The organism is Pseudomonas sp. P5_B3 (assembly GCF_056400405.1).
Genome location: NZ_JBFULI010000009.1, coordinates 66,476 through 80,646 on the forward strand (window position 1 = coordinate 66,476; position 14,171 = coordinate 80,646).

The 14,171-nt window shown below is 58.0% G+C and carries 18 protein-coding genes; 13 read left to right on the forward strand and 5 right to left on the reverse strand.

What is annotated here, in order from left to right:
* Nucleotides 1–56: 56 nt before the first annotated feature.
* Nucleotides 57–413 carry a hypothetical protein gene (locus AC1DRN_RS08285; RefSeq protein ID WP_223463726.1) on the reverse strand — a complete coding sequence of 119 codons (357 nt, stop codon included), beginning with the start codon at nt 411–413 and terminating at the stop codon, nt 57–59.
* A gap of 201 nt (nt 414–614) precedes the next feature.
* Between AC1DRN_RS08285 and AC1DRN_RS08290 the strand changes: the two genes are divergently transcribed.
* The 5 genes from AC1DRN_RS08290 (at nt 615) to ada (ending at nt 3,766) form a co-directional block, all read left to right on the forward strand.
* Nucleotides 615–917, forward strand: coding sequence for a DUF1883 domain-containing protein (locus AC1DRN_RS08290; RefSeq protein WP_007912251.1), 303 nt, complete (start codon nt 615–617; stop codon nt 915–917).
* A 37-nt stretch (nt 918–954) separates the two neighbouring features.
* A complete protein-coding gene (locus AC1DRN_RS08295; protein WP_191624874.1) occupies nt 955–1,122 on the forward strand; it encodes a hypothetical protein in 168 nt (55 codons plus the stop codon).
* 117 nt (nt 1,123–1,239) lie between these two features.
* The gene (locus AC1DRN_RS08300; protein ID WP_223463725.1) at nt 1,240–1,944 is read left to right on the forward strand and encodes a 2OG-Fe(II) oxygenase; all 705 of its coding nucleotides are present in this window, start codon (nt 1,240–1,242) and stop codon (nt 1,942–1,944) included.
* On the forward strand, nt 1,934–2,614 hold the full coding sequence (gene alkB, locus AC1DRN_RS08305; RefSeq protein ID WP_223463724.1) for a DNA oxidative demethylase AlkB: 681 nt from the start codon (nt 1,934–1,936) through the stop codon (nt 2,612–2,614). The genes AC1DRN_RS08300 and alkB overlap by 11 nt, the downstream gene beginning before the upstream one ends.
* A gap of 87 nt (nt 2,615–2,701) precedes the next feature.
* The gene (ada, locus tag AC1DRN_RS08310; protein ID WP_457265956.1) at nt 2,702–3,766 is read left to right on the forward strand and encodes a bifunctional DNA-binding transcriptional regulator/O6-methylguanine-DNA methyltransferase Ada; all 1,065 of its coding nucleotides are present in this window, start codon (nt 2,702–2,704) and stop codon (nt 3,764–3,766) included.
* Here the strand turns inward: ada and acuI are convergent, their stop codons facing one another.
* Nucleotides 3,767–4,750, reverse strand: coding sequence for an acrylyl-CoA reductase (NADPH) (gene acuI, locus AC1DRN_RS08315; RefSeq protein ID WP_223463722.1), 984 nt, complete (start codon nt 4,748–4,750; stop codon nt 3,767–3,769).
* A 267-nt stretch (nt 4,751–5,017) separates the two neighbouring features.
* Between acuI and AC1DRN_RS08320 the strand changes: the two genes are divergently transcribed.
* The 6 genes from AC1DRN_RS08320 (at nt 5,018) to AC1DRN_RS08345 (ending at nt 9,423) form a co-directional block, all read left to right on the forward strand.
* Nucleotides 5,018–6,085 carry an NAD(P)H-dependent flavin oxidoreductase gene (locus AC1DRN_RS08320; protein WP_223463721.1) on the forward strand — a complete coding sequence of 356 codons (1,068 nt, stop codon included), beginning with the start codon at nt 5,018–5,020 and terminating at the stop codon, nt 6,083–6,085.
* 122 nt (nt 6,086–6,207) lie between these two features.
* Nucleotides 6,208–6,975, forward strand: a complete 768-nt coding sequence (modA, locus tag AC1DRN_RS08325; protein ID WP_223463720.1) for a molybdate ABC transporter substrate-binding protein — start codon at nt 6,208–6,210, stop codon at nt 6,973–6,975.
* Nucleotides 6,976–7,656 (forward strand): molybdate ABC transporter permease subunit, encoded by a 681-nt coding sequence (gene modB / locus AC1DRN_RS08330; RefSeq protein ID WP_223463719.1) that lies wholly within the window; start codon nt 6,976–6,978, stop codon nt 7,654–7,656.
* Nucleotides 7,657–7,659: 3 nt separating this feature from the next.
* Nucleotides 7,660–8,739: a molybdenum ABC transporter ATP-binding protein gene (modC, locus tag AC1DRN_RS08335; protein WP_223463718.1), complete on the forward strand. Its 1,080-nt coding sequence runs from the start codon at nt 7,660–7,662 to the stop codon at nt 8,737–8,739.
* A 101-nt stretch (nt 8,740–8,840) separates the two neighbouring features.
* Nucleotides 8,841–9,062, forward strand: a complete 222-nt coding sequence (locus AC1DRN_RS08340; RefSeq protein ID WP_223463717.1) for a hypothetical protein — start codon at nt 8,841–8,843, stop codon at nt 9,060–9,062.
* Between the two features lie 130 nt (nt 9,063–9,192).
* Nucleotides 9,193–9,423, forward strand: a complete 231-nt coding sequence (locus AC1DRN_RS08345) for a hypothetical protein (protein ID WP_056724476.1) — start codon at nt 9,193–9,195, stop codon at nt 9,421–9,423.
* 148 nt (nt 9,424–9,571) lie between these two features.
* Here AC1DRN_RS08345 and AC1DRN_RS08350 read toward each other — a convergent pair whose 3' ends face one another.
* Nucleotides 9,572–10,234, reverse strand: a complete 663-nt coding sequence (locus AC1DRN_RS08350) for a TetR/AcrR family transcriptional regulator (RefSeq protein ID WP_223463716.1) — start codon at nt 10,232–10,234, stop codon at nt 9,572–9,574.
* Nucleotides 10,235–10,412: 178 nt separating this feature from the next.
* Between AC1DRN_RS08350 and AC1DRN_RS08355 the strand changes: the two genes are divergently transcribed.
* Nucleotides 10,413–11,255 (forward strand): NAD(P)H-binding protein, encoded by an 843-nt coding sequence (locus AC1DRN_RS08355; protein ID WP_223463715.1) that lies wholly within the window; start codon nt 10,413–10,415, stop codon nt 11,253–11,255.
* A gap of 92 nt (nt 11,256–11,347) precedes the next feature.
* Entirely contained in the window at nt 11,348–11,542 is a 195-nt protein-coding gene (locus AC1DRN_RS08360; protein ID WP_223463714.1) for a hypothetical protein, read from the forward strand.
* Nucleotides 11,543–11,668: 126 nt separating this feature from the next.
* Here AC1DRN_RS08360 and AC1DRN_RS08365 read toward each other — a convergent pair whose 3' ends face one another.
* Entirely contained in the window at nt 11,669–12,274 is a 606-nt protein-coding gene (locus AC1DRN_RS08365) for a transglycosylase SLT domain-containing protein (RefSeq protein WP_457265955.1), read from the reverse strand.
* A 390-nt stretch (nt 12,275–12,664) separates the two neighbouring features.
* Nucleotides 12,665–13,597, reverse strand: coding sequence for a helix-turn-helix transcriptional regulator (locus AC1DRN_RS08370; protein WP_457265954.1), 933 nt, complete (start codon nt 13,595–13,597; stop codon nt 12,665–12,667).
* Between the last annotated feature and the right edge of the window lie 574 nt (nt 13,598–14,171).

The following is a 14,171-nucleotide window of genomic DNA, read 5'->3' on the forward strand; positions in this document are numbered from 1 at the left end:
AACGATGCCGCCAAAGCATGGCTTGGGCGGCATCGGTGCTGATCGTCGACAGTCTATCAGCCGGAAATGCACGCGTTGGCAGCATTCTGTACGTCCATTGGACGCACCGGGACATTGGACATGCTCTCGTGCAGCTTGATGCTGCTGCCACCCGAACGCTCTTCAATGTCGAAAACGGCAGACGGGCCGGAGGAATACTTGAGCGGCACGATGACACGCACTCCATCCTTGTGCGGTTCGATCTGTAAGGCGCCACGGCTTTTGGCCAGTTTTTCGCTCAGGCATTGCGCGTATTCATGGGGCTTCTTGCCAGAAATCACGTTCATGGTCGGCAGCGACTCGTTGATTTCCGAGACGTTCGCACAACCACTCACCAATACCGCCAGCGAAAGAACCAAAAAACCCCACTTCATACAAAACCTCCGATAAAGAGGCTCGGACAGCGCAGATGCGCTTTTTCTCCGAGACAAACTGCTTTATCGCTCATCAAACGTGAAATTAACGTTTTTAATTGTCAAAGTGGCCGGATAATAAGGCGTTCGGGCTGATAAACTGCGCCAATCGCCCATGCTATCGTTTTGATTTTGTAGAAAAAGCCCTTCTGGAGGCGCCTCATGAAATTTATCCATCAGCGCGAGCACCTCAATGAAGACGACATCGTCGTCATTCAATGCTCCCAAATGTGCAACATCCGCTTGATGAACGACGCCAACTTCCGCAGCTTCAAGAATGGCGGTCGTCACACCTATCACGGCGGTGCATTCGACACGTTTCCGGCCCGCATCACGGCCCCGAGCACCGGCTTCTGGAACATCACGATCGACACCGTCAACCGCCGCGCTATCAGCGTGACGCGCAAACCCACCCTGACCCACTCGATCAAAATCATTCGCCGTTCCAGCACGAAACTGAGCTGATCAGCGAACCCGAAACACAAGACAGGCAGATACAACCGTGGCCCAAACGACCAAGTACGTCATCAAATACAAACTCAACGGTGAGCGCCGCTTCGAGTTTGCCCAGCTTGAAAACGGCACCCCGGAAGAAGCCAAGGCGGCGCTGGATGCCATTCATGGACAAGACGACGTCATCAGCGAAATCAGCGTCAGCAAAGCGCTGTAACGCGATCAGGAGCGACAATGGACGTCAGCTCCCATTCGCAATTCGACCGCAAGCAGCGGAGTGCCTGCTTTATTTTTGCCTTGCAGACTGGCCACCTCAACAACAAGAGGCCCGGCAATGAGCGAGCAATATCTGGACAGGCTGGACTGGCCCCGGCTGGAACAGCAACTTGATCAGGACGGTTACGCCGTCATCCCGTCACTGTTGAGCCACAAGGCTTGTGATCAGGTCAGCGCCTTGTACCCTCGAACCGAGCCCTTTCGCTCCCACGTGGTGATGGCTCGCCACGGTTTCGGCCGAGGCGAATACAAATATTTCAGCTACCCGTTACCGGAACTTGTGGCCCGCTTGCGTAGCGCGCTCTACCCGCGCCTGGTGCCCATCGCCAATCGCTGGCAGGAGCAAATGGGTTTGCCCGACCGTTTTCCCCAAACCCATCAAGCCTTCCTCGAACGCTGTCATGCCGCTGGTCAGAACCGTCCGACACCGTTATTGCTGCAATATGGTCCGCAGGACTACAACTGTTTGCATCAGGATTTATACGGTGAGCATGTTTTCCCACTGCAAGTAGCGATTCTGCTGTCGGAACCCGATGAAGACTTCACCGGTGGCGAATTTGTCCTGACCGAACAGCGTCCGCGAATGCAATCACGCCCGATGGTCGTCAGCCTGAAGAAAGGCGACGGGCTGATATTTACCGTCAACCAGCGGCCGGTCAAAGGCGTTCGCGGTTACTACCGAGTAACCCTGCGCCACGGCGTGAGTCGCCTGCACAGCGGCAAACGGCATACCCTTGGAATCATCTTTCACGATGCGTCATGAACCCATGAATCCGCTGACTTTCGATCTGTTTGCCGATGCCGAACCCGAGCAACAATCCAGGCGCGAACAGATCGGTGAACAGTCCTACGTGCTGAGAGGCTTCGCCCTGCCCTGGCTGGAGCGTTTGCTGCCTACCCTGGAGGCGGTACTGATGGCCGCGCCGTTTCGGCAGATGGTCACGCCCGGTGGCTTTACCATGTCGGTCGCCCTGAGCAGTTGCGGTCAATTCGGCTGGACCACTGATCGTAGCGGTTATCGGTACACCCGTCATGACCCACAAACCGGCCGGCCCTGGCCAATGATGCCCGAGGTGTTTCTGCAACTGGCACAAGCGGCGGCACTGGCAGCGGGTTTCACCGATTTTGCGCCGGATTCCTGCCTGATCAACCGCTACGTCCCCGGAGCAAAAATGTCACTGCACCAAGACAAGGACGAACATTCCTACGCAGCCCCCATCGTTTCGGTATCCCTGGGCTTACCGGCGATGTTCCTGTTCGGTGGCTTTGCACGCGGTGACAAAAGCCAGCGCATCCCCTTGCTGCATGGCGACATCGTCGTCTGGGGTGGCGTGGATCGCCTGCGTTATCACGGCGTGTTGCCGATCAAGGAAGGCCATCACCCGAGACTGGGCGAGCAACGCATCAACTTCACCTTCCGTACCGCCGGATAAAGACTTCGAATTTGACCGCAAGCGCCGGAGTGTGTGGGAATTGCCCCATGGTTAATGTGCAGGCAACACCTCAAAGGACATGACGCCATGACAACCCAATCGAGCAAGATCACCATTGAAAACGATCCGCGCTGGGCCGCTGTGGTCGCGCGCGATCCCAAGGCCGACGGTCAGTTTGTCTATGCCGTGAAGACCACAGGCATCTATTGCAACCCCAGCAGCCTCGCGCGCTTGCCCAAGCCGCAGAACGTCGAATTCTTCGATAGCGCCGAACAGGCCCGGGCCGCGGGTTATCGTCCGAGCAAACGCGCGACCAAAGACCAGAGCGAACTCGCCGCGCAACATGCCGCCACCGTGGCCGCCGCCTGCCGCCAGATCGAAAGCGCCGAAACGCTACCTGCCTTGGGCGAATTGGCCGAGGCGGCGGGCCTGAGCAGCTTTCACTTCCATCGTGTGTTCAAAGCCGTCACCGGCCTGACGCCCAAGGGTTACGCCGATGCCCATCGCTCACGCAAGGTTCGCGAACGGCTGGCAGACGGCGGCTCGGTGACCGATGCCCTGTATGACGCTGGTTTCAACTCCAACAGCCGGTTTTATGAAGCCGCAGACCAACTGCTGGGAATGAAACCCGGGGACTACCGCGCCGCCGGTCAAAACAATGACATTCGTTTTGCCGTTGGCCAGTGTTCGCTGGGCGCGATTCTGGTGGCGCAGAGCGAGCGCGGGGTCTGCGCGATCCTGCTGGGTGATGATCCGCACCAACTGGTTTGTGATCTGCAAGACAAGTTCCGGCGCGCGAACCTGATTGGCGCCGATCATGAATTCGAGCAATTGATTGCCAGGGTCGTCGGCTTTATCGAGGCGCCGGCCATTGGCCTTGATTTGCCTCTGGACCTACGCGGCACGGCGTTTCAGGAGCGTGTCTGGCAAGCGCTGCGAGAAATTCCCGTTGGCAGCACTGCCAGCTACGCCGATGTCGCGCAGCGCATCGGTCAACCAAAAGCCGTTCGCGCCGTGGCTCAAGCCTGTGGCGCTAACAGCCTGGCAGTCGCGATCCCGTGCCATCGCGTGGTGCGCAGCGACGGCAATCTGTCGGGCTATCGCTGGGGTGTCGAGCGCAAACGGCAGTTGCTGGAGCGCGAGTCGCAGTGATCAGCGGTTCACATCCACCACCACGCGCCCGCGCAACTGCCCGGCCAGCAAGCGCGGCGCGGCTTCGATGGCTTCGCTCAAGCCGATTTCGTGACTGATCAGCGGCAACAGGTTGAAGTCCAGATCCTGGGCCAGGCGACTCCAGGCTTCCACCCGTTTGGCTTTGGGCTGGGTCACGCTGTTGATACCGGCCAGGGTCACGCCGCGCAAGATGAACGGCGCAACGGATGCGGGAAAGTCCATGCCCTGGGCCAGACCGCAGGCCGCGACGGTGCCATTGGCCTTGGTGCTGGCGCAAGCGTTGGCCAGGGTGTGGCTGCCGACCGAGTCGATGACCGCCGCCCAACGCTCCTTGGCCAACGGCTTGCCTGGTTCGGAAAGCGTGGCCCGGTCGATGATTTCGCCAGCGCCCAGTTGCTTCAGGTAATCATGCTCTGACGTACGTCCGGTAGACGCGACCACCCGGTAGCCGAGCCTGCTTAGTAACGCGATGGCGAAACTGCCGACGCCGCCGTTGGCACCAGTGACCAGGACTTCACCCTGTTCAGGCGTCACGCCATTGTGCTCAAGGGCCAGGATGCACAGCATGGCCGTGTAGCCCGCCGTGCCGATGGCCATCGCCTGGGCAGCAGTGAATGCCTTGGGCAGCGGGATCAGCCAGTCACCATTCAGGCGAGCCTTCTGCGCCAGTCCCCCCCAATGCCCTTCACCCACGCCCCAGCCATTGAGCAGGACCTGGTCACCGGGCTTGTAGTCCGGATGCCTGCTGTCTTCGACGACACCGGCCAGGTCGATGCCCGGCACCATCGGGAATTTACGCACCACCGGGCTGCTGCCGGTGATCGCCAGGCCATCCTTGAAGTTCAGCGTGCTGTAGGCAACACGCACCGTGACATCGCCCTCGGGTAACTGATCGTCCTGGATCTCCTGCAGTGTGGCCCGGTAACCGCTGTCGTCTTTGTCGATCAAAATACCTTTGAACATTACGGCCTCTCAATGGAATCAGTCTGGTTGGGGTGCAATGGAAATAACACATGGCAGCAGATTGTCGTACTCGACTTTAAGCCAATCTGCCAATTCCATAACTCTTCCCAAGTGATGAATCACTCCTTCGGTGGCGCAGGTGGAGGCTTCCATCGACGCTGAAGAATGCGTGAAGTGCTGAAATGACGACTGGCCTTGCGCCAGTCGTTGCGTTACAAATCCTGTTCTACCGTCCCTGCCCGGATTCAACGTCGGAGAACACAGCACATGAACCAATGGCCAGATACCCGCATTCTTGACCTGCTCGGGATCGAACTGCCGATCATTCAGGGGCCGATGGCCGGTGCCACAAACTCGTCCATGGTGATTGCAGCCTGCAATGCCGGCGGGCTGGGTTCGATGCCGGCGGCGATGCTCAGCACCGATCAACTGCGCGAAGAGCTGAAAACCATCCGCCAACACACCCAGCGCCCGATCAACGTCAATTTCTTCTGTCATCAACCTCCGGCCCCTGATGAACAACGCGCGCTGGACTGGAAAAACCTGCTGCAGCCCTACTACCAGGAACTCGGCGCCGATTTCGATGCGCCAACCCCGGTGTCCAACCGGGCACCGTTCGATCATGCGGCCTGCGAAGTGATCGAAGAATTTCGACCTGAAGTGGTGAGCTTTCACTTTGGCCTGCCGGAAAAATCCCTGCTCGACCGGGTGAAAGCCACCGGTGCGAAAGTGTTGTCCTCGGCCACAACCGTCGCAGAAGCCGTGTGGCTGGAGCAGCATGGTTGCGATGCAATCATTGCCATGGGCTACGAAGCCGGAGGCCATCGCGGGATGTTTCTCAGCGATGACCTGAGCAGTCAGGTGGGGACTTTCGCCCTGGTGCCACAAGTCGTCGATGCGGTGAAGGTGCCGGTGATTGCCGCCGGCGGCATCGCTGACGCACGAGGCGTCGCCGCCGCCTTCATGCTGGGTGCTTCGGCAGTGCAGGTGGGGACGGCGTACCTGTTCACCCCAGAGGCCAAGGTCAGCCCGTCCCATCACAAAGCGTTGCGCACCGCCAGGGAAAGCGAGACGGCCGTCACCAACGTGTTCACCGGTCGCCCGGCCCGGGGCATCCTCAATCGGGTGATGCGTGAACTGGGGCCCATGAGCGCCAAGGCCCCGGCCTTCCCCCTTGCCGGTGGCGCGCTGATGCCTCTGCGGGCCAAAGGTGAAGCGGACTTCAGCAACCTCTGGGCCGGTCAGGCCTTTACCCTCGGGGTCGAATTGACCAGCGAGGCACTGACTCGAAAACTGGCTGAAGAAGGATTAGCGAGACTGCTACGTCACCCCTGAGCAGCACTTGCGTTAAAATTGTATACAACTTTGTGACAGCACATTCCGTTTAAAGGTAATTCGCTATATATTTTTGTACATAACGATTAACCTGCTGCAATTGCCTTTAACGGAGCCGTTTCATGACCATTCGTGCCTCACGTTTTGCCCCGACCTGCCTGGCGAGCCTTCTCGCCGTATTCGCCTTCGGCTCAGCCCAGGCGGACGAAGTCCAGGTGGCTGTCGCCGCCAACTTCACCGCGCCCATCCAGGCCATCGCCGCTGACTTCGAAAAAGACACCGGGCACAAGGTGGTCACCTCCTTTGGCGCCACCGGCCAGTTCTACACCCAGATCAAAAACGGCGCGCCGTTCGAAGTGTTCCTCTCGGCAGACGACAGCACCCCGCAAAAACTTGAAACCGAAGGCGACACCGTCAAGGGGTCGCGCTTCACTTACGCGGTCGGCACGCTGGCACTGTGGTCGGCCAAAGAAGGCTACGTCGATGCCAAGGGCGATGTGCTGAAAAAGAACGAATACCAGCATCTGTCCATCGCCAACCCGAAAGCCGCGCCTTATGGCCTGGCGGCGACTCAGGTGTTGGCCAAGGAAGGTCTCACCGACAAGGTCAAGGACAAGATCGTTGAAGGCCAGAACATCACCCAGGCCTATCAGTTCGTTTCCACCGGCAATGCCGAGTTGGGTTTTGTCGCCCTGTCGCAGATCTACAAGGACGGCAAGATCACCAGCGGTTCGGCCTGGATCGTTCCGGCCAGCCTTCACGACCCGATCAAACAGGACGCTGTGATTCTCAACAAGGGCAAGGACAACCCGGCCGCCAAGGCGTTGGTTGACTACCTCAAGGGGCCGAAAGCGGCAGCTGTCATCAAGTCCTACGGTTACGAAATCTAAATGTCGCTATCGAGTGCCGATTACTCCGCCATTTGGCTGACCCTGAAACTCGCGTCCCTGACGACCGTCATCTTGCTGATTGTCGGCACTCCGATTGCGTTATGGCTCGCGCGCACCCGCTCCTGGTTGCGCGGCCCGGTCGGGGCGGTTGTTGCCCTGCCCCTGGTGCTGCCACCGACGGTGATTGGTTTCTATCTGTTGTTGGCGCTCGGCCCTCACGGGTACATCGGCCAGCTCAGCCAATCACTCGGCCTTGGCACCCTCACCTTCAGTTTTGCGGGGCTGGTCATCGGTTCGGTGTTGTATTCGATGCCGTTCGTGGTCCAGCCACTGCAAAACGCATTTTCCGCAATCGGCACGCGTCCGCTCGAAGTGGCCGCGACACTGCGGGCCAATCCCTGGGACACCTTTTTCAGCGTGACGCTGCCCCTGGCCCGCCCCGGTTTCATTACCGCGGCCATTCTCGGCTTCGCCCACACCGTCGGCGAGTTCGGCGTAGTGCTGATGATCGGCGGCAACATTCCCGAGAAGACCCGCGTGGTCTCGGTGCAGATCTACGATCACGTCGAAGCCATGGAATATGCCCAGGCCCATTGGCTGGCCGGGGTGATGCTGGTGTTCTCGTTTGTCGTCTTGCTGGCGCTGTATTCCAGCCGAAAAACCAAAGCGGGCTGGAGCTGATCGATGATTCAAATGCGCCTGAAACTACGCTACCCGGGCTTCGCTCTGGACGTCGACCTGCAACTGCCCGGACGTGGCGTCACTGCGCTTTACGGTCACTCAGGCTCCGGCAAGACCACTTGCCTGCGCTGCATTGCCGGCCTGGAACGGGCCGATCAGGGTTTTATCCAGGTCAACGATGAAGTCTGGCAAGACAGCGAAAACAAGCTCTTCGTCGCGCCGCACAAACGCGCGCTCGGCTACGTGTTCCAGGAAGCCAGCCTGTTTCCTCATCTGTCGGTGCTGGCCAACCTTGAGTTCGGCCTCAAGCGCATTCCCAAGTCGCAGCGTCGGGTCGATATGGCCCACGCCACCGAGTTGCTGGGCATCAGCCATCTGCTGGACCGGCACCCACAACACCTTTCGGGTGGTGAGCGACAGCGCGTCGGCATCGCCCGCGCCTTGCTCACCAGCCCGAAACTGTTGTTGATGGACGAGCCATTGGCCGCGCTGGACGCCCAACGTAAAAGTGAAATCCTGCCCTACTTGCAACGTCTGCACGACGAACTCGACATTCCGGTACTGTACGTCAGCCACTCCCAGGATGAAGTCGCGCGGCTGGCCGACCATATCGTGTTGCTCAACAACGGCAAGGCACTGGCCAGCGGCCCGATCGGCCAGACCCTGGCGCGCCTCGACTTGCCACTGGCGATGGGGGACGACGCTGGTGTGGTGATCGTAGGTCGCGTGAGCGCCTACGACGCCGACTATCAACTGCTCAGCCTGCAATTGCCCGACACCACTCTCAACATTCGTGTGCCTCACACACCGATGGGTACGGGTCAGACACTGCGCTGCAAGGTCCAGGCGCGGGATGTGAGCCTGAGCCTGCACAGTGCCGAGCAAAGCAGCATTCTCAATCGCCTGCCGGTTACTGTGGTCAGTGAAATGAGCGCCGACAACGCCGCCCATGTGCTGATTCGCCTGGACGCCGCAGGCACGCCGCTACTTGCACGGATCACGCGTTATTCCCGCGACCAACTGAACGTCCATCCTGGCCAGCAACTCTGGGCACAAATCAAAGCGGTCGCGGTGCTGGCGTAAATCCGGCGGCACCTGAGCCGACGAATTAACCTGCCTATTTTTTGCACGATCACCAATGGCTTCTATAGTTGATCTGTACACGAATCAGCTGCGGAGACGCCATGGAAGACATTTTCGTCGTGAAGCGTTGCAACAGGATCATCATCCATGGCCGCCGTGAGGGTGAATATGACCACCTGCCACCGGATGCCGCAGTCTGGTACCGCATCGCCGATACCCGAACCCAAGGCTTCATCGGAGACGGCTACGATATTGAAGAAGACGCCCAACGCATTTGCCGGCAGTTGAACGCCAAATCACAAGTGACAGCCCGACAAAGTTGACGGCCTGTTACCATTTTTTAACGGGTCTATACTGAATTGGTTGAAGGATCAGCGACCCCAACGGCAGAAAGCTCGCTCCAGGCGGGCTTTTTGTTGCCACACCCAGGTTTCTTGAACGGAGGTGTCACCCATGTCCGAAAAAGAGTCCATCACCACCCTGCTCACCTTGCTGGACTCCCGTCAGGCTCGCTTGGCCGCGGCCTGCAAGGAAATTGCCGACTGGGTCGATCATCAAGGCGGGCACCCCACCGCCCTCAGAATTCGTGATCGCCTGAACGACATCGAGAAGGACACGCCGCTGATTCGGCACACGCTGTCGTCACTCAAACCTGTCGACCCGCCTCTGCCCAGGTTCAGATGATCCGTCACGGATTTGCACTGCGAGGACAGGCCTGATTCGGGCAGCATGATCGGTGACAGTGACGTCTCCGAACGTTTGGCTGCCCGCTGGATTTCCATCCTTTCTTACAACCCGGCCTGGCTGCGGGCACACATGAACAGAAACCCCATTACTTGTCGACGCCCTTGCGCGCCGGCTCCATGACCTCGCGCAGGGACATGCGCTTGAACGCCTCGACCAGAGCTCGCCCTTCCTCTGGCGCACAAGTAACCGCCAGGCGCATGGTCGCCTCGCCCAGGTGCCAGATCAAAAACGCGGATTCCCGAACCTGCTGCTCATCGCTTTGCGCAAAGACACGAACCATGGCCTGGGCCAGCAGCGTTCCGGCAATCCGGCTCTCCCCCAACTCCAGCTGCAACAGCTGCTTGTCGGCCTGCATGCCGGACCAGATGTCACGCATCACCGGTGTCGCCATCACGATCTCGTAATACAGATCGAGCAACTGCGAATAGGCTGCCTGCAAGCCCCGGGCATCCTCGACAGCCTCCATCGCCTGTGTAATGCAACGACGACTTTCAGCGTTGTAGCGTTCGGCCAGTGTGCGGATGACGGAACTCTTGTCGGGGAAATACTGATAAAGGGAACCGATCGAGATCCCGGAACGCTCGGCAATTTCACTCATCTTGAGTTGGTCGCAGCCTTTGTCCGCAATCAATTGAGTCGCCACTGTCAGAATCCGCTCCTGACGTTCGCGGCTGCGTTGTTGCGTGGGATTGCGTCGAGCCGCTTGCACAGCAGGCTGTTCGAGGGCTTCAAGGGTCTTTTTGCGCACGAGTGAATTTCCCGGTCAATAACGTGACATGTACTCACCTTAGCATCGCATCCGCCAACGCCCAATAACAGATGTCCATCCGTCGGGGACTCCGATCCGCTGGTTGACGACAAAACATGAGTATCTATCATCTTTTAAACGTGAGCACCGCTCACATTAACCGATGGAGATGAACGTGATGAAAACCGATCAACCAATCACACTGGTCCTTGGCGCCACGGGCAAAACCGGGCGGCGAATCACCCAACGACTCGAGGCTGCCGGCCTGGCCGTTCGCCAAGGCTCCCGCCATGCGAATCCCCCTTTCGACTGGGAAGATCGATCAACCTGGGACGCGGTGATAGATGGCGCTCATGCGGTCTACATTTCCTTCCAACCTGATCTCGCCGTTCCAGGCGCCCTTGAAACCATTCAGGCGTTCACCGACCTGGCAGTGAAAAGCGGAGTCCGCAAACTGGTCTTGTTATCCGGGCGCGGTGAGATCGAAGCGGAACAGGCCGAACGTGTCGTACAGAACAGCGGGATTGACTGGACGATTCTGCGGGCCAGTTGGTTCTGCCAGAATTTCAGCGAGGCGCACTTTCTTGAACCCATTCTGCAAGGCGAACTCGCACTCCCCGTCGGCAATATCGCCGAACCCTTTGTCGATGCAGAAGACATCGCCGAATGTGCCGTCGCCGCACTGACCCAACCCGGACATACCAACCAGCTCTATGAATTGACCGGTCCTCGGGCGTTGACCTTTGCCGAAGCCGTGACCGAGATCGCCAGCTCCACCCATCGCAACATCGAATTCGTGGCCGTACCAGCGGATGCCTATCGACAAGCATTGGAACAGGAACAACTTCCCCCGGAGTTGATCGATCTGGTGCTGTACCTGTTCACGTCTGTGCTCGATGGCCGCAACACGCCCGTGACCGATGGCGTACAACGGGCACTGGGTCGGCCGGCACGCGACTTTAGCGACTACGTACAGCGCACTGGCGCTACGGGCATCTGGGGAAATGGAAGTCCGACGTAAAGCAGTGGCGAGAACCCGCTTCGTCGACTAGGGTTTTTTGCGTATCGAACTGCGACGCCTTTATTGGCAGGAGCCTGATCAAGGAGAAACCCATGTCACTCAATCGTAGTGCCGAACAAACCTACCGCCAGTGGTCCACCCCGATTCTGCTGGAACTCAAGGAGCGAGAACATCAAATGAACCCGTCAGACCGCCAGGCTTTGGAAAACGTACTGCTGGAAAGAAGGCTGATCGATACCGGCAACCCGACCGGCAGCGATCGCCGCAAGGCAGACCCGGCGTCCTGAAGCATCAGGCAACCACGATCAAGATAGAAATAATGGAGCGGAAACAACCAAGGGTTTGCACAGCGCTCGCTCGCGAACCCTTGATTTCAGATAACGCCGGGCAACGGAATCGATGGCTCTGCCGCGCTAAAACCACCCACTACGCTCGTCTTCCAACTCCTGGCGGCACTGCTTGAGTTGGGCGCTGTAAATCTCTGACTGCTTTTGCACTTTCTGGGCAACCTGCATCAGCCAGGGTTTACTGCGATAGGTATTGCGGCTATAGCCCCCACGCCCTTCGTGGTAAGCCAGGTACTGATTGTAGGTGTCCCATTTGGAGATCCCCAACTGACGCTGGGTGCCAGTGGTGTACCAACCGATAAACATGATCGCGTCGTCGAAGCTGTCACGCGAACCACCGTTGCCAGTATCGCCCTTGTACTCGCCCCACACCGGATCTTGAGCCTGCGCATAACCATAAGCCGAACTGACTCGCCCCCAAGGGATTACCCAAAGCAGATAGTCACGAGGCGGCAATGCATCTGCCACGAAGCTGCTTTCCTGCTGCATGATCGCCATGGCCACATGTGGAGGCGTCCCATATTCACTCTGCATTTCCAGCGAGTCCTCGTACCAGTCCGGATACTCACGGTAAATACTGCAGAGATTGCCTTGATCTTTGGGTGGCGTAGTCGTGCAACCTGTCAAAAACATAAACAACAAAGCCAACAGCGAAACTTGTCTTTGTTTCATCCAGCACCCTCAAAAAAAATAAGGGCATAAAGTGCCCTCCGATTACCGCAAGGAGCCTGAGTCGGGCCGTTGCAGGCAAAAACTTCAGAAGACATCCATCTTGACCACGTCACCCTTATTGAGAGACTGCTTTGTAAGTCCCTGTTGCAAAGCCAGGCCCTGCAAGGACTTCATGCCTGAGGTGATTCTTTTTGCGTGGGCATGACCGGGTAGTCCGTTCGGATGCGTAACGTGATGAACTGGCATCGGTCTGGGTGAGGCAGCCATAGCCTCGGGGGTCGCCGACCAGCCGCATCTAACCCGGGTCTACAAGTCAATCATGGGCGCTACGCCGGGCGAGTTCTGGCGCAGTCGAAACAGTCGCGCCGTTTAATAAAAATGCTCACTCAATCACGTATTCGACGGCGATTGCGGCGTATCAGGATTGAGCTGCTGACGCCTGAATTGTCCAGGTGGCTGGCCGTGTATCTGGCGGAAGCGTCGCGAAAAATAGGCCTCGTCGGCAAAGCCGCACAACCTCGCCACCTCCCCCACCGGCCTTGTTCCATTGAGCAGATAATTGCGCGCCGCGTGCATCCGGCGTTCGAGCACCAGCTCAGTGAAGGTCTTGCCGATTTCCTTGCGCAACCAGTGCGTCAGGTACGTTGGTGACAGGTAAGTCGCAGCAGCCACCTTGATCAGATTGAGATCGGGGTCGGCAATATTCTTGCGCAAGTATTCGGACATCCTGCTCAGCGCGTTGCGCCGGCTGACTTCGGCGGCATTCTCTTCGGCCAATCGTTTGAGCGGCTCGGCATACAAGGCACAAACGCTCCCCAGCAGTTGCAGCAACAACCCCTTGAGCATCTCGCGGGTGCCAAACTGACGGTTCTCATCGAGCACGCGCATCTGCTCGATCAAGCCACAGACTTTTCTGAAATCCTCATCGGCCAGAATGAAATCCAGATGCTCCTGAAAGCGGAACGGTGACAACTCCGGYGCCAACAGAATCGAGACTTCCTCCAGGTCCATCGGGTCGCATTGCAAATGCGGCAGCAGGAAGGTCTGGGAAAAATTTATCACCATGAAGTTGCTGTCTGCCGGATGCGGAATCACGTGCACGCGATGCGGCAGGATGAAGGCCAGCGTATTGCGCGGAAACGGACGTTCGACGTTGCCGATGTGCTGCACGGTATCGCCACCGAGGTTGACCTGGATCTGGAAATACTCATGGCGATGCGGGCTGGTTTCGGCGCGCCGTCCCTTTTTGTCGCGGATGTAAAAGTCCGTCAACTCACTGCGTTGCTGCATGACGTAAGTGGGTACTCGACTCGGTGACGACATCGCCTGAGGATCCTCGACAGGTACATGGACAGGTTGTCGTCGCGCCGCGATGCAGGCGGCGACCGCGGTGATTGTGAAGGCAGACACCGTTGGCTTCAACACGTCATAGGATGACAACGAAATACAGAGAATTAATTGTATTGGTGTGTGATGTGTCGTCTGTCCAAAAAAATACGAGCACACAAAAACAATTACTCTTTTATAAACATATAGTTATGAAAACCATGACACATAACGAAGGAAATGAGCTGATTTGATTTTTCTTGGACACCTGCATTAATCGCCTTTTTCAGAAGAAAAAACGATCTAACGCCTCAGTTGATTTTGAGAGGTTGTACGACCACTGTGACAGTCAATGCAGCCCGACCCTTCCAAAAACAATCAAAAGGTGCGCACGTGATGAACCTGTTTTTCCCCCTCGCCAACCCTCCCCCCGATCGAGCCAGTCCGAAGGCGTATCTGAGCGCCTGACAGCGGCTGTCCGCGCCTCTCATTCAAGTAGCGATTGCTCTGCCCCGACACTGGGGGTATCGGCTTCGGCTGCGCGCGAACATCTCGATTCTTCTAACAATAA

Bases quoted from the DNA above. Each gene is read 5' to 3' on its own strand.
- alkB (WP_223463724.1), top strand. From the start codon at position 1,934: ATGCGTCATGAACCCATGAATCCGCTGACTTTCGATCTGTTTGCCGAT.
- AC1DRN_RS08300 (WP_223463725.1), top strand. From the start codon at position 1,240: ATGAGCGAGCAATATCTGGACAGGCTGGACTGGCCCCGGCTGGAACAG.
- AC1DRN_RS08355 (WP_223463715.1), top strand. From the start codon at position 10,413: ATGAAAACCGATCAACCAATCACACTGGTCCTTGGCGCCACGGGCAAA.
- ada (WP_457265956.1), top strand. From the start codon at position 2,702: ATGACAACCCAATCGAGCAAGATCACCATTGAAAACGATCCGCGCTGG.
- modA (WP_223463720.1), top strand. From the start codon at position 6,208: ATGACCATTCGTGCCTCACGTTTTGCCCCGACCTGCCTGGCGAGCCTT.
- AC1DRN_RS08290 (WP_007912251.1), top strand. From the start codon at position 615: ATGAAATTTATCCATCAGCGCGAGCACCTCAATGAAGACGACATCGTC.
- modB (WP_223463719.1), top strand. From the start codon at position 6,976: ATGTCGCTATCGAGTGCCGATTACTCCGCCATTTGGCTGACCCTGAAA.
- AC1DRN_RS08345 (WP_056724476.1), top strand. From the start codon at position 9,193: ATGTCCGAAAAAGAGTCCATCACCACCCTGCTCACCTTGCTGGACTCC.
- AC1DRN_RS08340 (WP_223463717.1), top strand. From the start codon at position 8,841: ATGGAAGACATTTTCGTCGTGAAGCGTTGCAACAGGATCATCATCCAT.
- acuI (WP_223463722.1), bottom strand. From the start codon at position 4,750: ATGTTCAAAGGTATTTTGATCGACAAAGACGACAGCGGTTACCGGGCC.
- AC1DRN_RS08285 (WP_223463726.1), bottom strand. From the start codon at position 413: ATGAAGTGGGGTTTTTTGGTTCTTTCGCTGGCGGTATTGGTGAGTGGT.
- AC1DRN_RS08360 (WP_223463714.1), top strand. From the start codon at position 11,348: ATGTCACTCAATCGTAGTGCCGAACAAACCTACCGCCAGTGGTCCACC.
- AC1DRN_RS08320 (WP_223463721.1), top strand. From the start codon at position 5,018: ATGAACCAATGGCCAGATACCCGCATTCTTGACCTGCTCGGGATCGAA.
- modC (WP_223463718.1), top strand. From the start codon at position 7,660: ATGATTCAAATGCGCCTGAAACTACGCTACCCGGGCTTCGCTCTGGAC.
- AC1DRN_RS08365 (WP_457265955.1), bottom strand. From the start codon at position 12,274: ATGAAACAAAGACAAGTTTCGCTGTTGGCTTTGTTGTTTATGTTTTTG.